This is a genomic window from Pseudoalteromonas sp. SWXJZ94C (genome assembly GCF_015864385.1).
Lineage (GTDB): Bacteria > Pseudomonadota > Gammaproteobacteria > Enterobacterales > Alteromonadaceae > Pseudoalteromonas.
The window spans coordinates 24608-49698 of record NZ_JADYXF010000003.1; the positions used below are offsets into that span (position 1 = coordinate 24608).

Consider the following 25091-nt stretch of genomic DNA (forward strand, 5'->3'; position numbering starts at 1 on the left):
AAAATATTTTTTAGATCAACAACCATGACCAACAACCTTGATACCCAAAGACTAAATACCAGTGCGCTAATCAAGCAATATAAGTTACTCGCAATCTTACGCTTAAAACAACAAAGCGATGTAGCTCCATTAATTGATTGCTTAGTTAATGCAGGCATAAACGCACTCGAAATCACTTCAAACACGCCTGGCTTTGAGCAAGAAATAACAAAAGCACGCGCAGCTCATAAAAATGCACTTATCGGCGCAGGTACAATAATAAATATCACTCTTGCTCAGCAAGCAATTGATGCCGGCGCGCAGTTTATTGTAACTCCTAACACAAATAAAGCCGTTGTAGATCTTGCTCACAAGCATGGTTTACCTGTACTTATGGGCGCATTAACACCTACCGATGTTGCAAATGCAATTGAGTATAACGCTGACATTATTAAAGTATTTCCTGCTGGCAGTATGGGCGTTGGTTACTTTAAAGCATTAACTGGCCCATTTTCAGAAGCACAATTAATGCCTGTTGGTGGTATTACTTTGGATAATATATCTCAGTGGTTTGACGCAGGTGCTTGCGGCGCGGCAGTAAGTGGTGATTTTTGTAAAATAGTCAACACAGAACAAGAACGCAGTGATCTTACTAAGCTTGTAAAAAGCTATATAAGTAAACTGCCTAAATAGACAGTTATACTTTAACTATAGAATTAGGACCTGTTTATCTTTCGAGGTTGAATTTGCAACTGGATGCGGAAACTTTGCCCGATTTTTACTTATTCTTACATGGATGTAAGTCAGTAGAATAACGCAGGAGCGGTTATCGAGCCCACTATGTTACAAACCTCACGCCGCGATTAAATCGCCCCTAAATTGAACGAATTTTAATCCTGAAAGGTCAACAGGCCCTAAACATTCTTTTTAATTCAGCTTTTTCAATACACGATCTTTTCTTGGTAAGTAATAGTTATCGTAATCAAGCGATACTATAACGCGCTCTGCTTTTCCCAATAGCTCATCACGCGGAATTAAACCTATTACACGAGAGTCTGCACTATTATCTCGGTTATCGCCCATTGCTAAATAATAATCATCAGGAATTGTTATTTCGTCAAACCCCGATAAGCGCGAAGGAATATTCGCCACTCTTATCGAATGCTCTAATCCGTTTAAATCTTCAATTTTATCAAGTGAGTCTATGTTGCTGCGCTGATCTGCATAGTTAAGCTTTTTACCATTAATAACGAGCTCATTATTTTCAAGCGCCACGGTATCTCCTGGCAAACCAATTACACGCTTAATTAAACGATTATCGGCTGCCTGTGAGTCAAATACGATGATATCGCCAGTTTTCGGATCACTTAATTTAAAAAGCGGTATATGCGTAAAAGGAATACGTAAGTCGTAAGCCATTTTATCAGTAAGAATCCTATCACCCTCTTGAATAGTCGGTTTCATTGAGCCTGTAGGCACTTCGTACCAGTCGGCAACAGCGCTTCTAAATACGCTCATTAGTGCAATAAATACGATGAGAGAACGATTGTTTTTCCAAAAATTATAAACTGGTTTCATGCCTAATCCCTTTAATTTAACAAGTCTTTAATTGAGTAAGTGTTTATATGACTTTACTAATAAGCAGCAGTTCAATTAAGGATGTAACAAAACATGTTTACTACTTAATTTTAATTGATCGATTAAATTTAAAGCGCCGTAACATTTAATGAAACCAACGGGTATTAACTTAAAGGAAAATAAAATGTTTAAGAAAATTACTACTGCATTATTGTTTACAACAGCAAGCCTTGGATTTACTACGGAGGCTTATGCTGATCATCATGGTATGAAAAAAGATGTTGTTGAAGTAGCCGTTGAAAATGGTTCGTTCACTACTCTTGTTGCCGCTGTTAAAGCAGCAGGTTTAGTTGAAACGCTACAAGGTAAAGGACCATTTACTATTTTTGCACCAACAGACGCTGCATTTTCAAAACTGCCTGAAGGCACTGTAGAAATGCTACTCAAGCCAGAAAACAAAGATAAGCTAACGGCGGTATTAACTTACCACGTAGTGTCGGGCAAAGTGATGGCTGCTGATGTAATGAAGGTAGATAGTGCGAAAACACTACAAGGCCAATCAGTTATGGTCAAGTCTAGTGATATGGCCGTGATGATTAACGATGCAAACGTTATTAAAGCTGATGTAGAAGCAAGTAACGGCGTAATTCACGTGATTGACAAAGTGCTATTACCTAAAGAATAATTTAAATAACAAAGAGCATAGTTGTTTTTTTATTCGTATTTAAGTTAACTTAAATACGAATAAAATTATTGAATTACCATAAACGACTATGCTTATTTTATTTCTAAATTACTGAAAGCTATTTCTAACACACTAGATAACGCAGTATTATTAATAGCGTCAGCTTTAAGGTTTGCTGTTCTTTTAGGTAATTTAACTGTAATTCCATCGTTATGTATTTGATACATTGTTTTATGTTTAGTAAAAGTGAGTGTTTGTTCATTTTTATTAAAAATAAACTTACCGGAATACGCTAGCTCAATTTCTTCACTCTTGTTTTTAAAAATATATACCAAATATTCCTCGTCGGCTTTCAAATGAAATAGTTCCATCGTTTTGCCACCCTTAAACGTTAAAGAGTAAATTAAAGTAAGATCCAAATCATCACGTAATGTGTTGTACTCTCTTTCGAGCATTTGGTTTTCAATTCTTGTTTTTTTTATATGCCTCTCTAACACAGAGTTTATAATAAAATCGCTTTTAACAATTTCCATTACAACTGGTTTATTTTTATCTACTTTAAACGTTGAATACTCATGCTCACAGCAACCGCTTTTAGTCGACGTATGTATTGTTTGTGTTTTGTAATCTATATCAAACATACCACAATAGTTTTGTGCTAATTGAGTAAATTCTTCACTGTGCTTTAAACCTCTTTCGGTTTGCAGGTATACTTGATAAGAAGGGCCGCCGTAACAACTATTGCGCCCATCTCTGATCGCAAAATCGGTAATATTGTCAAAATTGAAATCTTGCGCTATAAAAAACCTTTGCTTATCGTATGGTAGTTGTAAAGGGATTGTTTTTGCAGTGGTATCAATGTCTAAAGTTAAGCCTTCAGCATAAATAGTAATTATACTTTTTCCTGTACTCGCTTCAATAATAGAAATACTTCCATTATTAAACACTTCATCCTTGTTACCCTCTTCAATACTAATTAGCCCAGTGTATTTTTCTGAAAAACCCTTAATTTGGTAATCTGTTTTACAAAAAGCGGTAGTGGAAAATAAGACGAATATAAATATTAAGTAGTGTGTGCTCTTCATTTTGCATCCTTGCATAATGGATTTATACGTATTTCAAAATCTATATACTTTTTTATTTTACGCATAAATTTAAACAAATAATTATAACCACTGCCTTTATTTAAACGCAGTGATTACAAAATAATTACTGATTTAGTTTTTCTTTCGCTTCTTTCACTTTTTCAAAATCTAAACCAAGTTCGTCGGTTGCTTCTTTAATCAAGTGTGGTTGCGTCATCACCACTGCCATTAGTTGCTGTAGCTTTTCTGGCGGAATGCCAAGCTCTTGAACAAGCGCCATTGCCATCATTGGGTTTTGAGTAAACGCTTCAAACAATGCTTTTACTTTTTCGTCGCTTACGTTGTGCTCTTTTAAAATTGCAATAATTGGGTTCATTTTTAACCTTGTGTGTTTTTGTACGTATTTTATATTTACTAAATTATATTAGCTGAGCCATGCATTAACAACGTCAACACACGTCTCAGTGTTATATCTCATGGTTATTCTACAAGTAAAATCACTTTTCCTGCGTTTTCATTTCGCTCTAAAATAGCATGAGCTTCGTTTGCGTCGCTCCAAGCCAATGTTTTATACAGGTTAAAGTCGTACTTTTTAGTGGCAATATCATTGTAAAAACGCGCTACAAAGTCGTCGCGCACCTGGCGTTTAAACTCAATGCTGCGATTTCTAAGCGTTGAGGCATGAAACGAAATACGTTTGCGTAAAAGCGCGGCAAAATCAACTTCTGCAAAACGTCCATCTAAAAATGCAAGCATCACAATTTGGCAATCCATCGCTGCAATAGCGGCATTTTTATTTAAGTAACTCCCCGAAACAGGATCTACAATTGCATTTGCTGTTAAGTCATTTGCTTTCATATATTCTACAAAGTCGGTGGTTTTGTAGTTAATTGCATGATCGGCACCGAGTTCTTTTGCGTGTTGGCATTTTTCATCCGTACCTGCAGTAATAACCACGGTAGCACCTGCGCTTTTAGCCATTTGAATTGCTGCACCGCCCACACCACTAGCACCTGCATGAATGAGCGCTGTTTGCCCTTTTTGTAATTTACCAAGCTCAAATAACGCGCCAAATGCTGTTAAATACACTTCGCTTATTGCAGCGCCTTCAGCCATTGTTACATCATCGGGTAATTCCATTAGCTGTTTTGCATCAACGGCTACATATTCACTGTAAGCGCCACCAGCACACAAAGCAAAAACACGTTTATTAAGCCAAACTCTATCAACTTTACCGCCAATATCGCTAACAACACCGGCACATTCTAAACCTAAAATAGGGCTATCTCCCGCTGGGGCCGGGTATTTACCTTGGCGCTGCATGCTGTCTGCACGGTTTACACCTATTGCTGCAACTTTAACAAGTACTTCGTGGCTCTTTAAAACCGGCTTTTCGGTTTCACTAAATGCAAGATTACCATCTTCATGAGAAATATATTTCATTGTTGCTCCAAGTTTAAAAACTGTAATAACATATAGATGGGGATGAACACAGATTCAAACAACCTCAAAAACGCCAACTTTGTTTATAAGGGTAAACATCAGGTAAATAACCGGCTTTTACTTGTTGCTGACACTCTTGCCAAAATGTCGCTAAAAACAAGTTACTGTGCTCATTATTAAAATAGTTAAACGCAATATCATTGGCACTAAAAAACACCTTAAATTGGCTCGGAAATATATCATTTTCAGCTATATCAAAATACGAGTTACTACTTAGCTCTTCAAGTGCATTATCTGTGTGCGGCACATCTCTAAAGTTACAATCGGTAAGCGGGCAAATTTCGTCAAAGTCGTAAAACACCACTCGCCCCCATCGCGTTACGCCAAAGTTTTTCATTAGCATGTCGCCTGGAAATATATTAGCACCGGCTAACTCTTTAATTGCTTTACCGTAATCAACCATTACTCGCTCTAAGTTTTTGTTATCGCATTGGTTAATGTATAAATTAAGCGGGGTCATTTTACGCTCAACATAAACGTGCTTTAAAATAAGTGCCTTACCCGATATAACCATACTGCTACCAATTTGGTTTTTCATCTGCTCAAGCAATTCATCGCTAAAACGGCTTAAATCAAACGCTAAATATCTAAACTCGTGCGTATCTACCAAACGACCAACCCTATCGGCTTGTTTTACAAAGTTATACTTGTCTATTACTTGTGCTTTGGTGGCTGTTTTTGGCGCACTAAATTTGTCTTTAATTACTTTATAAACGTAATCTAGCCCTTCAATAGTAAATACCAGCATTACCATACCTGGCGTCCCTGGTGCTGTGACATACTTAAAGTTGGCTGGACTATTTTTAGTCGTATCGACCTTGTGTCGATAAAACTCAGTTTTGGCGTGCTTTATAAAACCAATGGCGTTAAATAACTCAAAGCGTTGTTTATGTGGCATTAACACACTTAAGTAATCTACATAACGAGCGGGCTTATCGGTATCAACCATAAAATAGGTGCGTGCAAAACCAAATAATAAACTTAATTGATCGGCGCCCATCATTACAGCATCAAGCTTTAGTCCCTCATCGGTATTTAAAATAGCGATAGCAAAAGGCATATTGTCGCCATTTTTAGCAATGCAGCGCCCTATTAAATAACAGGCTTTGTTTCGAAAAAATAATGAATTGGCGTATTCAATATACCCATCGTTTAAATTTATAAGTTCGTACACCTGTTTGCATTGCTGCTGAGCGCCTTGCATTAACGTACTTTGTAATGTGGCTACATCGGGTTCTAAATTACTAAATGGCACTCTAAACACTTGATTAGTAATAAGCGTTTTAACGGCGTTATTAAACCCATTATGTAGCGATACCCTGCTAACTAAGCTTTCATAAGAGCGTGGCTCACTACGATACTTTGCTTTTAATACAAATAAATGCACAGTACGAATTTTTTTATCGTCCCAAATTGCGCCAAACGTTGAGTTAAAAAAGGTATGCGCAATAGGTTTATTTTCGTGATTTTGTACCATATCGCCGTAAATGTTTTTAGCTAATTGCCACGTTTGCGGGCAAGTAAGTTCAGCGTAAGCAATAACTCTCAGGGCTTCACTCACATTTTTTACTTCGCGCTCATACACTTGTAAACGTTCACGCATAGCACTTTGTACACTGTGATACTGTCGTTGCTCAAACCGGCTTTGTGCACCCAGTGTAATATTTAAAAATTGCGAAAACATCGCCTCAAATCCAGCAAAAACAGATCGTGCAAGCTTACTGGCTACTACGTGTTGTAGCGCATTATTAGATTGATTTGTTAGCCTATTTTGCATAAATACAGCACTTATATTGATGCCAGTTATGGCGGTTATTTTTTATTAATGGTTTACACCTTAGCAAGCAGGCTTTAATTTAGATAATTAATAAAGTATATAAATAGCATTGATCTAATGAATATAAGAAACGTCGACCTCAACTTGTTAGTTTACTTAAATGTACTCATCGATGAAAAAAGTGTTTCAAAAGCTGCAAATAAACTTGCACTTACGCAACCAGCTATGAGTAACGCATTAAAACGTTTGCGCGATTTATTTGACGATCCGCTACTTGTGCGTGCCGCAGGCTCTATGACGCCAACGGCAAAGGCACTTGTGTTAAAGCCCGAAGTTGAAGCCCTATTAAAAATGGCTGAAGCTATTACGCAGCCTAGTGAGCAGTTTAACCCTACAACCGCAGAAGTTACGTTTAGAATAATGGCAAACGACTACATAGAGTCGACCTTAATAGCCCCTTTTATAACCGCGCAGCTTAGTAAAAACCCCGGTATTAATTTTGATGTATTAAGCCCAAGCGACGTAAACCTACAAGACATGGAAAAAGGCACTATAGATTTAGCAATAAATCGCTTTAATGGTTTGCCACGCTCGTTTCATCAAGCCAGTGTTTGGCGCGATAATTACTGTTGTTTAACCCATCCTAAAAATACATTTTTACAACAATCAGGGTTAGACGACTACTTACAAAAAGAACATATTTGGGTAAACCGTGCAGGTTGGGGGCCGGAGGCCGCTGTTACTAATAAATCAGGCAAGCAAAAATTAGGCTGGGTAGACGAGGCGCTTTGGCAACTAGAACAAACGCGTAAAATACGTGTTTTTACTCGCCACTACATGGTTGCAAGCCTGCTTTGCCAATCAGAGCAACTTATTGCCACCCTACCGCGCAGGCAAGCTAAGTTATTAACCTCTCATACTGATTTAGTAATCAGCCCTGTACCATTTCAAATAGTCCCTATTGAAGTGAAAATGATATGGAGCCCACTGCTTCACCACACACCTGCGCATCAATGGCTCAGACGTGCATTATTAGAGTTTGCTAAAACGATTGCCGATAGATAAATTAAATACAATATGGTGGGCATGAGCATTTACTATTTCTTCAGGACTAGGTTTCGGATTTTTTCAAACTAATTGTCGCATCAAGTTAAATTTTATGCAGCTGCATTTCTTCTTTTTTCTGGGTTTAAATTTACTTCATTTTAGACTGTTTGTACCTGTTACTTTAAAGTATATTCAAATGCCTAATTAATCTTGCAAGTTCTTTTTAGACCTTAGCGTTTGTGGTTCGCACTTTTTGACCTATAAAATATATGCTGGCCATCAGGTATTAAATTTATCATAACAAGGATGTAACTATAGATGCAGTATATAGACCCCTTCCCAGTCAAGTGTGAGTTTTGCCAACACTTAGCTTATTATCCATTGACCCCACTTAAAGCCGAAAAAGCAGCTTGTACAGCTTGCAAAAAAGTTTTACGCCAAACTCCTCGTAACCTTCGTAGTTCAAGCCGTAAACATGGAATTGAAATTTGGCCTTTTGCTTTTGTGTTTGAAGTTATCTCAGATTTCGATCTTGATTGTGATCTCGTTTACGATGAAGAGCCTAATGAGGAAACAACTCTATTAGCATTTGTTGATCTAGTGCAAAAAATTAAACCAAGTGTTTCCACTCGTAACCTACTTGATTTTGGTATGTTAAACACTGCTCGCTCTACCTGCGATGAAGAAAAATTATTAACGCTAAAATTAAAAGAACTGGCTTTGTTGTCTCACCCAGAAGAACCATTGCCAGACAATAGCTCTCTTGCAGATCCCAATGTAAAAGGCATTGAGAAATAATTGGTTTGCAGGTAATGCGAGTTTAGAAAAAGTTCTGGCGCGCATACCTTTTTAACCTAAGGTAGTAATCCATTGCATGAATTTTTCTATATATTGCTCTGGTATTATTGCCATAGGAATAGATTGCAAAGTCTTGTATCTAATATGATCAGTTGTTACTTCAGTAAAAAAGCGTGTAAATGCTTGCTCTTGCTCAACATGAATAGCATATGAGAAAAACTCGGTATTGGCGCTGCGTTCGATCCATAAATATCGGTTCTCCCTTGCCGATACTAATAATAATTCAACCTTATCTGGCGCGTTAGACAGTGCATACAAAATGTATCCTGGTGCGTATTCACGATTTAAGCTAACCATATTTTACAAAATTTAATTTAGTAATAATTTAGTGACATAAGTGCAGTAAATACCAATAAATTAAAGCTATTTATAACCATCTAGCCAAGGGTAATTTATTAAGTATCAAAAATATAGGAATGGGGATGAAAAAGTAGAGAGGTTATACCTAAACAATTTTGGTTTTAAATAATATTATTTAAAACCTTTAAATTGCACCATATGCGGCAATTTTTTAGATTAAAACTATAGCTATCAATCCATTTTATGATTTGATAGCTATAAATAGTACATGAAAGAATTTAAATATTTATGTGCCGGTTATCACTGTATGCTTTGATTATTCAGATTCTTCAACAGGGGTAAAACGCCAGCCTTTAAACACTAATTTACTTGCAGTGCCACCAGAGCCTGAAGAACCACCAAAGCTCGCTTCATTTAATGCGGTGTCGTAATGCACACCACCAGCGCCATTAACGGTCACTACATCTCCTAAAATAGAGCCTTTAAAGCCAACACCTGAGGTAATTTTAACTTCGGTATAAGGTGCATATATAACAGCATAAAGCTCTCGTGTGCCACCTGAAACTTCAACACCTGAGCTACTCCCTGTATATGAGCTATAAATACTAAAAACAGGTCGACCTTCGTCTGTAATGCCATTGTCGGGGGTGTAAACTTGTGCACCACTTCCTATTTTAAACTTACCTTTTATGATAATAGTTAAGCTGCTGTTATCTGGAATAGTTAGCGAACTTGCACCACTCATTGTAAAGTCGCCATCTACAAACATCACCGCATTGTAATTTTCTTTTACCTGCATTCGTCCTTTAATTGTCACATCATCAAAATAAAAAATTTGCGTTGCTGAATCAAGAAAAGTCGCCGATTGAGCGTTAATATCTCCATCTGGAGTGCTACCAAAATCGACTAAAAAGTTAGCTACGCTCGTTTCTAATTCGAGTAAATCGCCTGCGCTACTGTTATTATTTATATAAAGATCAGGGCTTGCTGTATTAATAGATACATCGTCAATAGCTGTTGCAATATCAAGTGGGTCACACGTAGTTAACCCTCTATTATTTTCACTCTCTGGGGTTATTTTTTCAACAGGCTCAATAGTTGGTATTGATATTTCTGTACTTGATACTTTATAAGGTGAAAAAGCATACTCTTGTGTATCGTCCTGAAACGTTCCATTTCCTGCGTATCTTAAATCTTTACCATCGATAGTGCTGCCATACTGCTTGAGGTTCACATTACCTTGAACACGCACACCACCAAAAACACTTCCACCTGTTTGCTCATAATTACCTGATGTGTAAACACCATTACGTATTATTGTTTGGTTAAAAGCTATTAAATCATATGAACTAACGGTTCCCTGAATTGTATTACCCGTAATTGAAATAGAACCTGATGAACTCACATCTCCACCAACTGGCGTTTGCTGTATTGATATAGATTGGTTTGCTGAAATACTACCAGAAACAGTACCGCTGCTTTGTGAAAAGCTTAAATACGCTGATGCATCACCACCTACAACCACACCACCAGAGAGTATTAAATTACCATTACTATGGATATTACCGGTAACGTCTGCACCTTGCGTAATTGATAAATTATTAGACGATAAAACATCGCCTTCAATTGTCCCGCTACCATTGAGAATAATATCGCCTGTATCGTTTACTGTACTAACGAAAGACTGTTCTGATGTGTTTTGACTACCATCATCTAATGTGTCGTTGTAATCCCCTAAAGACGAATCATAGCTATCAATTAAGCCACTCCCCGTAACTGCAACACCAGAACAGCCTGTAATTCCTCTAGAAAAAACAGAGGCACCTGTGGTTCCACCACCACCAGCAACAAACTCAAATATGGCTTGCATTTGATCCTCACCTTCAAAGCGAGTGCCTTCACTAGAAATTAATACATCGCCATTACTATCAACTTCAATAGTTGCATTGTATAGGCTTGATTCAAGCGAACCCGTACCTGAAACTTGGCTATTTTTGGCAATTAAATCGCTAATATTTATGGTTGGGTCTGCGAGCATTCCTGCTTCAAGTTTTTCCATACTTGAAAACACACCCTTTTCGGACATTAACCTTGCGTTTAATTTTTTTTGAAAATTACCACTCAACCTTTCTTGAATAACACTATCTCTAAGAGTGCTCAGTACGACAATTGATGCCATAGACGTTAAAATAAGTACCGTGACAAGCGTGAAACCGGATGTGTTTTTCATTTATTGAAACGCCTTATTCATTACTATTTGCGATAAAGATATATCGATAACTAAGCGGTTATTAAATTGGCTTGGTAAGTTTGTAGGCTCAACAAAAACGCTCACTATATTATTATCAATTGCATAGCTAATTGTATTAACACCTTTTAATATTTTGACTTTGCCGTTCCCTACATCACAAAATAATGAGTCGTCTTCGTGACTATAGTTTTCAGTGAATGGCGCATTAATTATTGAACCTGTACAAGCAAGTACACCCGACTCTTGCTCAACACTTAAAATATTATTGCTATAAGTAGGAATTGAGCTGGTTTATTTTAAACTTCGCGTAAATATTTTGCTGCTAAAGCGAATAACATCGAGCGCATTCTCTAAATCTTTTGCAGTGCTGGTACTGCTATTAATTGAAGAATAAGCCAAGCTAACACCACTGAGTAAAAACATCCCTGCAGCAAGCGCAACCATAAGCTCTATTAAAGTAAAACCACTGTGTTTATTTATTAAATGTTTCATGGTGTGCACCCAGCAGGCAGTGTTGGAAAACTTCCTGTAATTACAACGCGGCTCTCTAAATTATCAGTCAAACGTTTATCTTGCCATGTTATTTCAACCGGTAAGTCATTTGAAAAATTAGCTGGTAAGGTAAGTGTGTATGCATCTATTTGTGGAGATAAATAATTTATAAAATCGGCATCATTGTACAAACTAGGGTTAGTTTGTTGCAGCTCACATAAGTGAGGCCAAATGCGTTCTAAAACATTATTAGCTTCAATAATAGACACCGTATAATTAAAGCTGTTTGTAATATATTGCAATGACTTTAATTGACCTGATGCTAATCCTAATAAAGCTATAGTCGCAACAATTAATGCAACCATAACTTCTAAAAGAGAAAACCCCTTACTATAATTTTTTAGCATGTTTCAGGAGCCTCAACTAACCAACTTTGTCCACTTTGTAAAACGCATAATGTAAAGTCGGTGGTTGTACTATCGCTATCACTCACCAATATTTGGTACATTTGGTCTAATTCACCAGCACTTGAAATATCAATATCTTTTAGATCGACTGAAATACTGCTATGTGTAACTTCAAAAATATTTAACGTGGTTTGCGTTGAATTAATAGCAGTTTGTACTTGCCATTGATTGTTTGATGTTTTAACGGAAACTTTTTGATTTCTTTTAATTGCTTCACTGCGTGCAAATTTAAAAACGCTATGCAGTTGATTCGAATTTGTAACTAATCTATCCCGCTTTATAAAAGTAATAAACGAAGGAGCCGCAACAGCAGTTAAAATACCAATGATGGTCATCGTGATTAAAACTTCGAGTAAAGTAAAACCAAGGCTTTTTTTTACCAACACTGGGATTTATCCGCAGACTTGGTACCACTTTGATTTACAGATAGCTTGCCACACTCGTCACCACTTTGTGCACCTTTGGGTGAAACTTCTATCGTAAACTCTGACCCATTTGAAGCGCCGGTTGTTGCATCGGTTGTATATGTATATGAGTAGTAGTCTGAAGCAGGAAAAGTAAAAGTATCTGGGTAACCACCAACTCGGGTGTATTGCCTTTCTAAAACAGCTGTTTGCTGTAATAAAACCTGTTGCACATCAGCTCTTCTACTTTGCTGTATGTAACTCGTATAACTTGGAAGAGCAATTGCATATAAAATTCCAATAATTGCAATCACTATCATTAATTCAATAAGAGTAAAACCAAAACATTTTTTTAACCGCTGCGTATCCAATTATTTAATTCCATCATTTATAACAAGTATGTTTGATTTTTACGCAAAGCAAAAAGTAAGCCAACGTTCATCTTGATAGATATGATAGTGCTAAACTATGTATTGTCAATAATATAAAAGTTCGGATATTTAGGAACGTACGAGTAGTTTTAACAATGCACTAATTTAACTCAGTGAAACTAAAAAACGCACTAAAACAGTGCGTTAGATAAGTGCTTAAAATAATAAAGTATTTAAATTTAGCCTAGTCATAAGTGCTAATGAAAAAGTCAAATAACCCATAAAAATTAACAATCAAAGCTCTTTGACAATAATTAAATATTCACTATATATAATTTTAAATTATTTTCTAATATATAATTCCATTTTTGCTCAACCACCAAAACCAAGAGTTTTATATAAATCTGGTTTAATATTTATGGTTATAATTATTGCCGACTAGAAACAAATCCACCCTTATGTTATTTTTGTCTTGTTAGTAAAGTTAATTAATCAACTAAATCAGCTACAGGAGCCTTTCTTTTTTGAAACCTACGCCGCCCTAAGTTAATGCCCTTATCTCATTTATTTGCACATTATGTGTAATCAAATATCGCCATCTGCGCGAGAATCACTATTATTTAAATACAAAAACCTCCCTGCCGTTGCAGGAAAACTAACTAATTAGGTTATCTACATGTTTGATCACGTAAAAAGAGATTGGCTCTCTAATGTTCGTGGCGATGTGCTTGCTGGTATTGTTGTGGCGCTTGCCCTAATACCTGAAGCTATTGCCTTTTCTATTATTGCGGGTGTTGATCCTAAAGTGGGTTTATACGCCTCATTTTGTATCGCCGTTATTATTGCCTTTGTAGGCGGACGCCCTGGCATGATATCAGCGGCTACCGGTGCAATGGCGCTATTAATGGTAACGCTGGTTAAAGATCATGGTCTGGAATACTTACTAGTTGCTACCTTGCTTACCGGTGTACTACAAATATTTGCAGGCTTTTTAAAGCTTGGTGAGTTAATGCGGTTTGTATCGCGCTCTGTTGTTACAGGGTTTGTAAACGCATTAGCGATTTTAATATTTATGGCGCAATTACCCGAGCTTACCAATGTTACTTGGCATGTTTACGCCATGACCGCTGCGGGCTTAGGTATTATTTACTTATTTCCGTATATTCCAGCTATTGGCAAAATCCTTCCCTCTCCTTTAGTGTGTATTGTTGTTATTACACTGGTTTCACTGTTTTTAGGGCTTGATATAAGAACCGTTGGCGACATGGGCGAACTACCAGACACCCTGCCTATATTTTTATGGCCCGATGTGCCGCTAACACTCGAAACGCTGCAAATTGTTTTACCATATTCGATTGGTCTTGCGGTTGTGGGCTTACTTGAATCCATGATGACCGCCACTATTGTTGATGACTTAACTGATACAACGAGCGATCGTAATAAAGAGTGTAAAGGCCAAGGTATTGCAAATATTGGCGCAGGTTTATTTGGTGGTATGGCGGGTTGCGCCATGATTGGACAATCAATTATTAATGTTAAGTCCGGCGGTCGTGGTCGACTTTCAACCTTTATTGCTGGTTTATTTTTAATCATCATGGTGGTGTTTTTAGATGAGTGGCTGCGTTTAATTCCTATGGCTGCATTAGTTGCAGTAATGATTATGGTATCAATTGGTACATTCTCTTGGACATCAGTTAAAGATTTAAAAAAGAACCCGCTTTCGTCAAACGTAGTGATGATTTCCACCGTTATTGTGGTTGTTGCCACACATAATCTAGCCATTGGTGTTTTAGTTGGCGTATTGCTAGCTACGTTGTTTTTTGCCAATAAAATTGGTCGCTTTATGGTTGTTACAACTAAGCACGATGAAACTAAAAACCTAGTAACTTATGAAGTTGTAGGTCAGGTGTTTTTTGCCTCAGCAGAGCAATTTATTGCTTCGTTCGATTTTAAAAGTGCGGTAACAAATGTTGTTATAGATTTAACCCATGCACATTTTTGGGATATAACCGGCGTATCGTCACTCGATAAGGTGGTCATTAAATTTAGACGCGAAGGCGCAACAGTTAATATTGTTGGTATGAATAGCGCAACCGAAACAGTTGTTGATAAGTTTGGCGTACACAACAACCCTAAAGAAGTCGATAAACTACTTGGCGGTCATTAAGGAGAATGTAATGAAAAAAATAATTACCTGTATCGATGGCTCTGTCATTACACACGCTGTAACCGAAGCTGCTATTTGGGCTTCAAAAAAGCTAGATAAATCAATTAGCTTTATACATATGCTTGAAAAAATACAACAAACTAATGTAGGTAACTACACCGGTACGATTGGTTTAGGTGCCCAATCGGCTTTGCTTGAAGAAATGACAAAACTCGATGAACACCGTAGTAAAATTTCTTTAAAACTAGCAGATGAATTACTCGACTCGGTTGCTGTACAAGCAAAAATTGCTCATATTCAAAACTATGAATTAATTAAACGTCACGGTGACGTAATCGACGCTATTATTGATTTTAAAGATGATACTCGCTTAATCGTTATAGGTCGAAATGGTGTTGATCATCGTGTTGATTTAAATGCACTTGGTTCACACATCGAAACGCTCGTGCGTAGCGCTTCGCAACCAATATTGCTTATTTCTAGAAAGTTTAAGCAACCTAAATCATTTATGATTGCGTACGATGGTCGCGAAACAGCCGACAAAGCACTGCAACAAGTTATTGATGGCGGTTTATTACATGGGCTTCATTGTCATTTAGTAAGTGTTAATAATAATGAGAAGAACTTAGAAGAGAAGTTTCTTAACGCTCAATTTAAGCTTAGTAGTATGGGTTTTGAAGTGTCTGCAAGCTTTTTAGAGGGCAATATTTTTGACTCATTAATGCAATACAAAGAGCAAAATAACATTGATTTGATTGTTATGGGGGCTTTTGGGCATTCTAAGTTAAGGCAGTTTTTTGTGGGCAGTAATACCATTAAAATGCTCGAAAACAACGATGTGCCAGTTATTATATTAAAGTAAGTAGTTGTTTTAAGTAAGCGCCACTTTTAATTAAGTAACTATTTTAAAATAATATTTTAATATTCCATTCTAAAAGCCTAAAATCACTTAACTGATTTTAGGCTTTTTTTGTTTTTAGCTTGGTTTGGCTTTTAGTTTTAAAGTAAGGTTTAAAGTAAGCTTTATTTTTTAGCTTCAAACTTTTCAAATAAAAACTGAATAAACGACGTGACCTTTTGAGCCACAAACTTTCTATGCGGATAAATAGCAAATAAACCAAACTCAAATGTTTTATAACCTTGCATAACCTGCACAAGCTTACCCGATGCAATATCGTCTCTCACCACTATTTCAGGAATTAAGCCAATACCGCCACCCGCTACAACCACCTCTTTTACAGCTTGTGGATTATTAACCGAAACACGCGAGTTTACACTTGCCGTTAATGCCTCACCACTAGGTGAAACTAGAGGCCAATGGCGACCTATTTTAAAGTTGCTATCAATCACCGTAGCGTGTTGTTCAAGCTCGTCAACACTCGCTGGTGCGCCAAAGCGCTGAATATAATCTGCTGATGCACATAAAATTAAAGGGTAACTGGTAATTTGCCTCGCGATTAAATTAGAGTCAGACACACTGCCAATTCTAATTGCTAAATCAACCCCCTCTTCTAGTAAATCAATTGTTTTGTCTGAAAGCACTAAATCAATACTTAAATCAGGATAACGGCTCAGTAACTCAGGCATTAACGGCGCAAGGTTTGATTCACCAAACGACACCGGCGCACTCACCCTAAGCTTGCCGCTAGCAAGTGCTGTTTGACCCGATAAGTTATCGAGCATTTCGCTGTAGCTTTCAATTACAGGCACTACGCTTGTGTAATAACTTTGCCCCGCTTCGGTAATCGAAATTCTGCGCGTGGAGCGGTTAAATAATCTAACCCCTAAGTCTTGCTCTACAATGCCCACGTACTTACTAACCAGTGCCTTTGAAAGCCCTAGCCTGTCGCCTGCGGCTGTAAAAGAGCCTGTTTCAACAACCGCGATGATTGTTTTAATGCCAATAATAGTATCCATGATTGTCAATATAGCATTGACATTAATTCCTTACTAGCTTGGTTTTTCAAAACGGATAATAGTGAAAGAATAGCGTTATTAAAAATCACTATTCAAAATTAAAAAACAGGACAACCCATGAGCAACCTAACGCTATACCGTTTTACTTTATCTGGTCATTCACATCGTGCAGAGCTATTTACATCGCTTTTAAAGCTTGATGTAAATATGGTTGATGTTGCACTGCAAAACGGCGCACAAAAGCAAGCTGACTTTCTAAAAATGAATATTTTTGGGCAAGTACCCGTACTTAAACATAACGATGACGTTATTAACGATTCAAACGCTATTTTAATGTACTTAGCACAAAAGTTTGACGCTAACAGAACCTGGTATCCAGAAGATATTACTGTTCAAGCGCACATTCAGCGCTGGTTGAGCGTTGCTGCAGGGCTTGTGGCTTCAGGTCCGTGTTCGGCGCGTTTAGTTACTGTATTTGGCGCAGAGCTTGATCATCAAAACGCGATAAACATTGCCCATACATTATTTAAAACAATGGATGCATACTTACAAAATCGCGAGTACTTAGTAGGCACTCAGCCAACTATTGCCGACATTGCCAATTTTTCGTACATAGCACACGCACCAGAGGGCGGCGTATCACTTGAGCAATACCCAAATATTTTAAGATGGTTAAACAACGTTCGTAAACTTGATGGTTTTATAGCAATGCCTGAAACAAAAGCAGGTTTACTGGCTTAGTTTTTTAAGTTTTAAATACTGTTTTACAAGAAGCTATTTAGCCTCTTTTTTGTTTTTTATTGTTCTAAAATGCCGAGTCACAATATTTATTGTGACTTATTATCACCTGAAAATATGTTTGTGTAGCAATATTACTCTCATAAATGGATAGCTTAAGAGAAAAAGTTCAGTAAGATGCTTATGTATATTGTTGGATATGAGATAAAATTTTGGATTTGCTACTAACTGAAGATTTAGAATTAAACGTTCGAATTACCGAAGGTGAATACTTCAAACTTAAGCTTAACTACGGAAATATGCCTTTATTAACTCATGTTAGTAAGCATTTTTATGAATATAAAGGAGATGAGATTCAGGTAGAGGGTTTCACCGAAAAGCAAACTCCAAAGTACCTTTTGTCAGGTGCTATTGATTCTGGCGGGCAATCATCTAAGCTATTTCGATATATATATTCAGGTAAAGCAAAAGCAACTAACCTAAAAAAAGTATACTTCACGTTCCCTGAACTAGCTGCGTATTTCAACAACGAAATTTCAAGAAATCTAGGGGAAAATGGTGACTTGAGTGGAAATATCACCATAGAGCCAATGGATACAACGGTATTGAATGATGATCAAACCATCAAAATTGGATTGCATCAAGATTATCGGCTTTCTAACACATCGGCCAAAGATGGCTTTCAGTTCACAAGCTCTATAACTCTGGTTTTTGAATTTGAAAACGCCATTACTTTTAGTGAAATAGAAAAGTACTTGTATAAGTCTAAAAACCTTTTAACTTGGATTACAGGGTTTCCAATCAAAGTATCTAAAATCGAAGTGTCAGATGGAGAAAATACAGGAACCTTGTACATCCCGTCAGTTAAAGATACATCCGAACATGACATATCATACCCAAACAGTTTCATGCTAGCAGAACAATTAAGAGAACATTTCGTAAAAATTTGTGAAGCATATTTCGAAAAAAACACGTTCGAATTTGAGAATATTTGGTCACGAACAATTCCGTTATACAATTTCGATGGAGTTTTAGAGTATGAAACCATGCTCTATGCTGCCATTCTCGACAAGTATTGCAGCCACAAAGCAGATCAACTGAATCTTGATACCATGCTTGATAAAAATGAGTATACCAAACTAACAAATAAACTTGCAGATTTGATCTCTGAAGATGCAGATCTAGTCAAAACCTTTTCAAAAAATATAGTGGCTGATTTAAGTAATATCACAAAGCTTAGGGAAGTATTACCTAATCGATCGGCTGCAACTTTTAAGCAAAAAGTTAAAAAGTACTTAGATCACATAGGTAGGTATGTTACGGAGGTATTTTTGTCATCCGATGATCTTTACTCGATAAAATGTGTTAGAGACAGGGCTGCTCATGGGGAAATAGAAAAATACCCTATGAAAAAAGTAAATGAAATATACTGGAAATTAAGGTTGTTGGTTACCTATCTGATATATAAAGACTTAGGTCTATCTGATAATGACTTTCTTGAAATTATTTTTCATACACGTAACCCATTAGCTTTACACTGCAATAAAGATAAATTTAAATTTGATACCAAACTAAATAAAGCAATTATTTTACCTGTTTCAGAATCAGTATTTAATGAACTATCGTCACAAATAGGAGTAAATCTTGTTTTTGTACGCAAGGAAAGTATCTACGAAGTAGATCAAGAATACACAGCTAAATTATTGAGCTATTTTAATGCTAAAAACTCTGCAAACAGGCAAATAAAGAGCCTAGATGAATACGTGCAAACCTTGCTAGAAAATCCGAAATTAGAAGCTAAATACACTGGTAATGCATACATTACACACAAACAGAAAAACCATAAACTACATAATGTAATCATTGTTGATACTCCGAGAAAGTTAAGAAGTTATAATATTCGTTAGAGACAAGAATGTACTGCAATCACACGTCTATTTTGTATCAATAGTGAGCCTTTATTGCCCTACAATGATAAAAGCTGAAGATTTATATTTTGAAAAAACGTTACAGCTCTAAATCAAGCTCTTCAACGCCTTTAGCCGGTACGGCGCAGCAAATTAGCGCCTGTCCTGCCTCTACTGGGTAACTCACGTTATTGCGATAAACCACAGCGCCTGCGTTTATTTTTACGGCGCAACTGCCGCAGCTGCCGTTTCGACAACCAAACTCAGGCTCTAAACCATGGGATTCGGCTACATTAAGTATAGTGTTATCGCCTTTATTCCAGCGTTGTTCAAAGCCCGATTTACTAAATTTAATTACAGTGTTGTCTGCTACTTCAACGCTAACCTCGTTGCTTTTATTAGGCGCTCCGCTTGTTTTAAGTACTTTGCGCTTAATAGCGGAGGGTCCAAATGCTTCAGCAAATATGTTTTTATCCTGCACACCGAGCAATAACAGCTCGTTATATACGTGCTGCATAAACGCTTCAGGTCCGCATAAAAAGAACTCGTAATCATCAAGTGGTAAATAATACCTAAACACATCCGCATTTATGCGCCCTTTTAAATTAAAGCTTTCGTCTTTTAAGTTAAAGCTCTCATCTTTTAAATTAGAGCCATTGCCTTGCTTTTCATCAAGCTCAGGCTGAGATAAAAGTGAGTAATAATCAATTGCGCCGCCACTCGTATCTGCAAGTGTTTTCAGCTCGTTATAAAACGCACGCTGTTGGGCACTTTTAGCACTATGGAAAATATGCAAAGGGCGTGTATAACGGGTTCTTAACCCTTCATTGGCAATGTGTTTAGCCATTGAAATCATAGGTGTAATGCCTATTCCTCCACCAATCAATACCGCTGGTTTGGTACTGGTTGGGTCAATAAAAAACTGCCCTTGTGGGTATTTAGCTAAAATAACGTCGCCTACTTTTACGTTATTATGAAAGTAGTTAGACACCTCACCACTGAGCTCTTTTTTAATCGATAACCTATAAAATAGTTCATGAGGGCTTGATGACACGGTGTAGGTTCTAATAACAGGTTTGCTATTACTGTTATTGCTATTGCGACTATTTTTACATGGTATTTGTACAGTTAAATGCTGCCCAGCTTTAAACGGTAACAAGGTTGTATTGTTATGCCCTTCTAAATAAAAGGAGGTAATTACATTACTTTCTTTTATTATTTTAGTTACTTTTAAAGGCTGCCAAGTATGTTTTAGTTTTTCGGCTTGTTTGTTTTTATCAGCCTCAAGCCACGTGCCCGTCATTTTAGTATTAGGGGAGTAAGCATCAAATTTAGCACTAAACGGGAGTAAGTTTTTAAGCCACATTCCTTTAGTGAGGATAAATTTCCAGCCTCGGTCTGCGCCAATAAAGCCTTCAAGTTCTGGGTGCCCGTCCCATAGAATTTCAACGTTGCCGGTAAGCATTAATACATTGCCCGTGTCAAAATCAGGAAATAACAAACCTGCTTTTGGGTTTAATAAAAAGTTACCCAAGGTATTAAAAAAATTGTTACCTGCGTAGTCAGGAATCGTTAATGTGTTGCCTTCTCGCTTTACAAAGCCCGGCAACCCACCACGGTGAGAAACATCAACACCTTCAATTTTTGGATTGTTTTTAGCGGTTATAAAGCTTGAAACAAAAAATGTATCGGTGGTGTCAATTAACGCACTAGCTGCGTTATCAAGTGTATTAAATTCAACTTTTTGTACTGCACTACTTTTAACTAAAGGATCTCTATCAAACGTTAAGTCGCGCGTTTGAATATACTGCGGGCAATTTCCAAAAGATTGATCAACATTAAAACTCACCTGATTATCGTCAATTACCTCACCTACGCGCACATTTAAACGGTTACGCCTACGCGTGCTTAGCTCAATGCCTAATAAACCAATTGGCGAGCCGGCAATATTTAATGTGTTATGTAGAGGGTCGTTTTTATCAACCGCGTGCTTCATTAATAACGACGTGGGTGTGGGGGCGCTTAAAAAGCCTGACTGTCCTGAAACAATAGATACCCACGGATTAGCGTTTTCATCAACACTGCCTGCAACCACAAATGGTAACTGCTCAAAAAAGGCTTGATGCTGCTTTGGCATAAATGAGCGCACGGCACGTTTACCAAATGTTGCCATTATTTCTCGTTTACCGAGTTTGTCTTGTACTGCCAGCTCGCCTTCGTGAAAAGGGGAAGCATCTATTGAGTTTGTGTTAGTCATTTTGCTCGTAATTCGTGTGCGTATTTCATGGGTTAAATTTAACTCAATACACAATCAATGATAATGGGTGTTTTATTGACTGATAATGCACAAAACAATGACAATACTTGCACCCTCTTAGTGCCAGGCGCGCACCAACATATAACAAAACAGGTTTTATCCTCACTCTAAAAACACATTAAATACTATTTAAACAATAACTTAAAAAACTGGCTGTATTTTTGCAAACATTCTATTAACAAGCCCGTTTTACTTACGGCAAAAATTTAGGTTGTTAGCACAATAGCTATTAGCAACCATCGGCAAAGAAGCCCGCACACAGTTATGCATAATGCGTATTTGTGGCGGGCTTTTTTGTTAATTGTATTTAAACCGTCACTTTAAGGAATGCCCTATGCAAACCTCGCAAAAAATACTCATTATTGGTAATGGTATGGTCGGACACCACTTTGTTGAGCAAATGCGCCAAAGCGATGCCAACGCAGACATTACTGTACTTTGCGGAGAAGCAAATCTTGCATACGATCGCGTGTACTTATCAAGTGTATTTGATGGCAAAACAGCCGCCGATTTAGCACTTACAACTCACGACAACTACAAACAGCTTAATATTAATGTACATACCAGCCAGTGGGTTGAAGGCATTGATAGAACAGCAAAAGTAGTGACCACATTAACCGGTGAGCAATACCCATACGACAAACTTATACTTGCAACCGGTTCGTTCCCGTTTGTGCCGCCTATAAAAGGTAACGACCAACCCCATTGCTTGGTGTATCGCACATTAGAAGATTTAGAACAAATAAAAGTCAGTGCCGCTGTAAGTAAAAGCGGTGTTGTTATTGGTGGTGGTTTGTTGGGGCTTGAAGCCGCAAACGCCATTAAGCAACTAGGGCTTGATACCCACGTAGTTGAATTTGCGCCACAACTTATGGCTGTTCAACTTGATGGACAAGGCGGTACGCTACTAAAAAATAAAATAGAAAAACTCGGCGTAACAGTACATACATCAAAAGCAACCAGCGAAATAGTAAAAGGCGAAACCAGTCGCTTTAGATTAAATTTTTCGGACGAGTCATTTTTAGAAACAGATCTGATTTTGTTCTCTGCCGGTATTCGCCCGTATGATCAGCTAGGTAAAATTGCTGATTTAGAACTCGGTGAACGCGGCGGTATTATCATTAATAATCAATGCCAAACGTCAGATCCTGATATTTTAGCCATTGGTGAATGTGCCCTGTGGGACAAAAAACTATTTGGCTTAGTTGCACCGGGTTACAACATGGCGCGCGTTGCAGCGAGCCAATTAAGTGGTGGCGAGCTTGAGTTTTTAGGTGCCGATATGAGCACCAAACTTAAGTTATTAGGCGTAGAAGTAGGCTCAATTGGCGACGCTCACGCAAAAACGCCAGACTGTAAAGAACTTATATACCAAGATGCTATTCGCGGCTGTTATAAAAAAATCATACTAAGTGAAAAAGGCGATAAATTACTGGGCGCTGTACTTGTTGGCGACACCAGCGATTACGATACATTACTACAGTACATGCTTAACGACATGGACTTACCCGAAAACCCTGAGTGTTTAATTTTGCCAGACAGCGGTGGCGCACCGTCGCTATCGGGCAGTGCCCTACCCGACACCGCCACTATTTGTTCGTGTCACAATGTGAGTAAAGGCGACATTGTAGGTGCAATTGATGGCGGCTCATGCGATTTAGCTTCAGTAAAGTCATGCACTAAAGCAGCAAGCGGCTGTGGTGGTTGTGCCGCGTTATTAAAATCAGTTGTTGATAACGAATTAGCAAGCCGTGGAGTTGAAGTTAACAACCATGTATGTGAGCACTTTGCGTATTCACGCCAAGAACTACTGCACATGGTAAAAGTAGAAAGCATTAAAAGCTTTGATGACTTACTAACTAAACACGGCAGCGGTCATGGCTGTGAAATATGTAAACCTGCCATTGGCTCTATTTTAGCCTCAACATGGAACGACTTCATTTTAGAACCCGCTCATGTTGGCTTGCAAGACACTAACGATACGTACCTAGCAAATATGCAAAAAGATGGTTCGTACTCTGTGGTACCGCGTATTGCTGGCGGCGAAATAACCCCCGACAAACTCATTGTAATTGGACAAGTAGCCAAAGACTTTAACCTGTACTGCAAAGTAACGGGTGGTCAACGTATTGATTTATTTGGTGCGCGCTTAGAAGAGCTTCCTGTAATTTGGGAGCGATTGATCGAAGCCGGATTTGAGACCGGTCATGCTTATGGTAAGTCTCTCAGAACCGTTAAATCGTGTGTGGGTAGTACGTGGTGTCGCTATGGTGTGCAAGACAGCGTTGGTCACGCAATAGAAATTGAAAACCGCTATAAAGGACTGCGTGCACCGCATAAATTTAAAATGGCGGTATCGGGTTGTACCCGCGAATGCGCCGAAGCACAAAGTAAAGATATTGGCATTATAGCCACCGAAAACGGCTGGAACTTATACGTGTGTGGTAATGGCGGTATGCGCCCTCGCCACGCTGACTTATTTGCAACCGATTTAGATACGCCAACACTGATCAAATACATTGACCGCGTGATTATGTTTTACATTAAAACGGCTGACAAATTACAGCGTACCTCGGTATGGATGGAAAACCTTGAAGGCGGTTTAGACTACCTTAAAAGCGTAGTTATTGACGACAGCTTAGGTATTTGCGACGAACTAGAAGCGCAAATGGAGTTAATTACACAAACCTATGCCTGTGAGTGGAAAAAAGCGATTGAAAGCCCAGATGCTTCCAAACGATTCCGCCAGTTTGTTAATAGCCCCGAAACCGACGACAACATTTTATTTGTGCAAGAGCGTAACCAAATTCGCCCTGCTACAGAAGCCGAAAAACGTGAGCAACGTAATACACAAAACCGTATTCCAGTAATGGAAGTTGAAGAGGAGCAAGCTGATGTCTTGGCATAATATTGGAACAATCGATAACCTAGTGGCTAATAGCGGCGTATGCGCATTAGTTAATAATCAGCAAGTTGCTATTTTTTATATTCCGCAAAACCCAACGGCTGTGTTTGCCATTAGCAACTACGACCCTATTGGTAAAGCCAATGTATTATCGCGTGGCATTATTGGCTCTATCGACAATAAATTAGTTGTTGCATCGCCTTTATATAAGCAGCACTTTTGCCTAGAAACAGGCGAATGTTTAGAAGCAGAAGCAATACACTTACCGGTTTTTAATGCAAAAATTGAAGACGGCAGTGTATTTATAAGTTCTGTGCCAAAAGTTACAACAGCTGTGGCTTAG

At 37.9% G+C, this 25091-nt stretch carries 23 protein-coding genes; 10 read left to right on the forward strand and 13 right to left on the reverse strand.

Going from position 1 to position 25091, the window contains the following annotated elements; genetic code table 11:
- Positions 1-24: 24 nt before the first annotated feature.
- A complete protein-coding gene (locus I6F65_RS01710) occupies positions 25-672 on the forward strand; it encodes a bifunctional 4-hydroxy-2-oxoglutarate aldolase/2-dehydro-3-deoxy-phosphogluconate aldolase (protein ID WP_197111216.1) in 648 nt (215 codons plus the stop codon).
- Positions 673-906: 234 nt separating this feature from the next.
- Here the strand turns inward: I6F65_RS01710 and lepB are convergent, their stop codons facing one another.
- Positions 907-1557 carry a signal peptidase I gene (gene lepB / locus I6F65_RS01715; RefSeq protein WP_197111218.1) on the reverse strand — a complete coding sequence of 217 codons (651 nt, stop codon included), beginning with the start codon at positions 1555-1557 and terminating at the stop codon, positions 907-909.
- Between the two features lie 184 nt (positions 1558-1741).
- Here lepB and I6F65_RS01720 point away from each other — a divergent pair, with 184 nt between their 5' ends.
- Positions 1742-2242 (forward strand): fasciclin domain-containing protein, encoded by a 501-nt coding sequence (locus I6F65_RS01720; RefSeq protein ID WP_197111220.1) that lies wholly within the window; start codon positions 1742-1744, stop codon positions 2240-2242.
- A gap of 92 nt (positions 2243-2334) precedes the next feature.
- Here the strand turns inward: I6F65_RS01720 and I6F65_RS01725 are convergent, their stop codons facing one another.
- The 4 genes from I6F65_RS01725 to aceK form a co-directional block, all read right to left on the reverse strand.
- Complete coding sequence (locus I6F65_RS01725) at positions 2335-3327, reverse strand: hypothetical protein (protein ID WP_197111222.1); 993 nt, start codon at positions 3325-3327, stop codon at positions 2335-2337.
- Positions 3328-3451: 124 nt separating this feature from the next.
- The gene (locus I6F65_RS01730) at positions 3452-3703 is read right to left on the reverse strand and encodes a DUF2999 family protein (RefSeq protein ID WP_008131476.1); all 252 of its coding nucleotides are present in this window, start codon (positions 3701-3703) and stop codon (positions 3452-3454) included.
- A gap of 104 nt (positions 3704-3807) precedes the next feature.
- Positions 3808-4770, reverse strand: a complete 963-nt coding sequence (locus I6F65_RS01735; RefSeq protein ID WP_024609638.1) for a zinc-binding dehydrogenase — start codon at positions 4768-4770, stop codon at positions 3808-3810.
- A gap of 64 nt (positions 4771-4834) precedes the next feature.
- Positions 4835-6607, reverse strand: a complete 1773-nt coding sequence (gene aceK / locus I6F65_RS01740; protein WP_197111224.1) for a bifunctional isocitrate dehydrogenase kinase/phosphatase — start codon at positions 6605-6607, stop codon at positions 4835-4837.
- Positions 6608-6724: 117 nt separating this feature from the next.
- Here aceK and I6F65_RS01745 point away from each other — a divergent pair, with 117 nt between their 5' ends.
- Together I6F65_RS01745 and I6F65_RS01750 are read left to right on the forward strand one after the other, a co-directional pair.
- Entirely contained in the window at positions 6725-7672 is a 948-nt protein-coding gene (locus I6F65_RS01745; RefSeq protein WP_197111226.1) for a LysR family transcriptional regulator, read from the forward strand.
- 300 nt (positions 7673-7972) lie between these two features.
- Positions 7973-8452 (forward strand): hypothetical protein, encoded by a 480-nt coding sequence (locus tag I6F65_RS01750; protein WP_166113410.1) that lies wholly within the window; start codon positions 7973-7975, stop codon positions 8450-8452.
- A gap of 51 nt (positions 8453-8503) precedes the next feature.
- Here the strand turns inward: I6F65_RS01750 and I6F65_RS01755 are convergent, their stop codons facing one another.
- From I6F65_RS01755 to I6F65_RS01780, 6 genes are all read right to left on the reverse strand, one after another.
- Positions 8504-8809 carry a hypothetical protein gene (locus tag I6F65_RS01755; protein ID WP_197111228.1) on the reverse strand — a complete coding sequence of 102 codons (306 nt, stop codon included), beginning with the start codon at positions 8807-8809 and terminating at the stop codon, positions 8504-8506.
- A 319-nt stretch (positions 8810-9128) separates the two neighbouring features.
- Entirely contained in the window at positions 9129-11042 is a 1914-nt protein-coding gene (locus I6F65_RS01760) for a PilX N-terminal domain-containing pilus assembly protein (protein WP_197111230.1), read from the reverse strand.
- 312 nt (positions 11043-11354) lie between these two features.
- Positions 11355-11555 carry a PilW family protein gene (locus I6F65_RS21685; RefSeq protein ID WP_231613077.1) on the reverse strand — a complete coding sequence of 67 codons (201 nt, stop codon included), beginning with the start codon at positions 11553-11555 and terminating at the stop codon, positions 11355-11357.
- Positions 11552-11962 carry a prepilin-type N-terminal cleavage/methylation domain-containing protein gene (locus I6F65_RS01770; protein ID WP_197111232.1) on the reverse strand — a complete coding sequence of 137 codons (411 nt, stop codon included), beginning with the start codon at positions 11960-11962 and terminating at the stop codon, positions 11552-11554. The genes I6F65_RS21685 and I6F65_RS01770 overlap by 4 nt, the downstream gene beginning before the upstream one ends.
- A complete protein-coding gene (locus I6F65_RS01775; RefSeq protein WP_197111234.1) occupies positions 11956-12408 on the reverse strand; it encodes a GspH/FimT family pseudopilin in 453 nt (150 codons plus the stop codon). The genes I6F65_RS01770 and I6F65_RS01775 overlap by 7 nt, the downstream gene beginning before the upstream one ends.
- The gene (locus I6F65_RS01780) at positions 12399-12797 is read right to left on the reverse strand and encodes a type IV pilin protein (protein WP_024613037.1); all 399 of its coding nucleotides are present in this window, start codon (positions 12795-12797) and stop codon (positions 12399-12401) included. Before I6F65_RS01780 ends, I6F65_RS01775 begins: the two co-directional genes overlap by 10 nt.
- A gap of 676 nt (positions 12798-13473) precedes the next feature.
- Between I6F65_RS01780 and I6F65_RS01785 the strand changes: the two genes are divergently transcribed.
- Together I6F65_RS01785 and I6F65_RS01790 are read left to right on the forward strand one after the other, a co-directional pair.
- Entirely contained in the window at positions 13474-14964 is a 1491-nt protein-coding gene (locus I6F65_RS01785) for a SulP family inorganic anion transporter (protein ID WP_024613038.1), read from the forward strand.
- 10 nt (positions 14965-14974) lie between these two features.
- Positions 14975-15826, forward strand: a complete 852-nt coding sequence (locus I6F65_RS01790) for a universal stress protein (RefSeq protein ID WP_166111379.1) — start codon at positions 14975-14977, stop codon at positions 15824-15826.
- Positions 15827-15987: 161 nt separating this feature from the next.
- Here the strand turns inward: I6F65_RS01790 and I6F65_RS01795 are convergent, their stop codons facing one another.
- Positions 15988-16881 (reverse strand): LysR family transcriptional regulator, encoded by an 894-nt coding sequence (locus I6F65_RS01795; RefSeq protein ID WP_024613040.1) that lies wholly within the window; start codon positions 16879-16881, stop codon positions 15988-15990.
- A gap of 117 nt (positions 16882-16998) precedes the next feature.
- Between I6F65_RS01795 and I6F65_RS01800 the strand changes: the two genes are divergently transcribed.
- The gene (locus tag I6F65_RS01800; RefSeq protein ID WP_197111236.1) at positions 16999-17622 is read left to right on the forward strand and encodes a glutathione S-transferase; all 624 of its coding nucleotides are present in this window, start codon (positions 16999-17001) and stop codon (positions 17620-17622) included.
- A gap of 209 nt (positions 17623-17831) precedes the next feature.
- Positions 17832-19526, forward strand: coding sequence for a hypothetical protein (locus I6F65_RS01805; RefSeq protein WP_197111238.1), 1695 nt, complete (start codon positions 17832-17834; stop codon positions 19524-19526).
- Positions 19527-19626: 100 nt separating this feature from the next.
- On the opposite strand, the gene I6F65_RS01810 is transcribed toward I6F65_RS01805, so the two are convergent.
- Positions 19627-21783: a pyridoxamine 5'-phosphate oxidase family protein gene (locus I6F65_RS01810; protein ID WP_197111240.1), complete on the reverse strand. Its 2157-nt coding sequence runs from the start codon at positions 21781-21783 to the stop codon at positions 19627-19629.
- A gap of 394 nt (positions 21784-22177) precedes the next feature.
- Here I6F65_RS01810 and nirB point away from each other — a divergent pair, with 394 nt between their 5' ends.
- Together nirB and nirD are read left to right on the forward strand one after the other, a co-directional pair.
- Positions 22178-24751 (forward strand): nitrite reductase large subunit NirB, encoded by a 2574-nt coding sequence (nirB, locus tag I6F65_RS01815; RefSeq protein WP_197111242.1) that lies wholly within the window; start codon positions 22178-22180, stop codon positions 24749-24751.
- Positions 24738-25091, forward strand: a complete 354-nt coding sequence (gene nirD, locus I6F65_RS01820; RefSeq protein WP_197111244.1) for a nitrite reductase small subunit NirD — start codon at positions 24738-24740, stop codon at positions 25089-25091. The genes nirB and nirD overlap by 14 nt, the downstream gene beginning before the upstream one ends.

Excerpts from the sequence above, each read along its gene's own strand:
- I6F65_RS01710 (WP_197111216.1), top strand. The coding sequence starts at position 25 with ATGACCAACAACCTTGATACCCAAAGACTAAATACCAGTGCGCTAATC.
- lepB (WP_197111218.1), bottom strand. The coding sequence starts at position 1,557 with ATGAAACCAGTTTATAATTTTTGGAAAAACAATCGTTCTCTCATCGTA.
- I6F65_RS01720 (WP_197111220.1), top strand. The coding sequence starts at position 1,742 with ATGTTTAAGAAAATTACTACTGCATTATTGTTTACAACAGCAAGCCTT.
- I6F65_RS01725 (WP_197111222.1), bottom strand. The coding sequence starts at position 3,327 with ATGAAGAGCACACACTACTTAATATTTATATTCGTCTTATTTTCCACT.
- I6F65_RS01730 (WP_008131476.1), bottom strand. The coding sequence starts at position 3,703 with ATGAACCCAATTATTGCAATTTTAAAAGAGCACAACGTAAGCGACGAA.
- I6F65_RS01735 (WP_024609638.1), bottom strand. The coding sequence starts at position 4,770 with ATGAAATATATTTCTCATGAAGATGGTAATCTTGCATTTAGTGAAACC.
- aceK (WP_197111224.1), bottom strand. The coding sequence starts at position 6,607 with ATGCAAAATAGGCTAACAAATCAATCTAATAATGCGCTACAACACGTA.
- I6F65_RS01745 (WP_197111226.1), top strand. The coding sequence starts at position 6,725 with ATGAATATAAGAAACGTCGACCTCAACTTGTTAGTTTACTTAAATGTA.
- I6F65_RS01750 (WP_166113410.1), top strand. The coding sequence starts at position 7,973 with ATGCAGTATATAGACCCCTTCCCAGTCAAGTGTGAGTTTTGCCAACAC.
- I6F65_RS01755 (WP_197111228.1), bottom strand. The coding sequence starts at position 8,809 with ATGGTTAGCTTAAATCGTGAATACGCACCAGGATACATTTTGTATGCA.
- I6F65_RS01760 (WP_197111230.1), bottom strand. The coding sequence starts at position 11,042 with ATGAAAAACACATCCGGTTTCACGCTTGTCACGGTACTTATTTTAACG.
- I6F65_RS21685 (WP_231613077.1), bottom strand. The coding sequence starts at position 11,555 with ATGAAACATTTAATAAATAAACACAGTGGTTTTACTTTAATAGAGCTT.
- I6F65_RS01770 (WP_197111232.1), bottom strand. The coding sequence starts at position 11,962 with ATGCTAAAAAATTATAGTAAGGGGTTTTCTCTTTTAGAAGTTATGGTT.
- I6F65_RS01785 (WP_024613038.1), top strand. The coding sequence starts at position 13,474 with ATGTTTGATCACGTAAAAAGAGATTGGCTCTCTAATGTTCGTGGCGAT.
- I6F65_RS01790 (WP_166111379.1), top strand. The coding sequence starts at position 14,975 with ATGAAAAAAATAATTACCTGTATCGATGGCTCTGTCATTACACACGCT.
- I6F65_RS01795 (WP_024613040.1), bottom strand. The coding sequence starts at position 16,881 with ATGGATACTATTATTGGCATTAAAACAATCATCGCGGTTGTTGAAACA.
- I6F65_RS01800 (WP_197111236.1), top strand. The coding sequence starts at position 16,999 with ATGAGCAACCTAACGCTATACCGTTTTACTTTATCTGGTCATTCACAT.
- I6F65_RS01810 (WP_197111240.1), bottom strand. The coding sequence starts at position 21,783 with ATGACTAACACAAACTCAATAGATGCTTCCCCTTTTCACGAAGGCGAG.
- nirB (WP_197111242.1), top strand. The coding sequence starts at position 22,178 with ATGCAAACCTCGCAAAAAATACTCATTATTGGTAATGGTATGGTCGGA.
- nirD (WP_197111244.1), top strand. The coding sequence starts at position 24,738 with ATGTCTTGGCATAATATTGGAACAATCGATAACCTAGTGGCTAATAGC.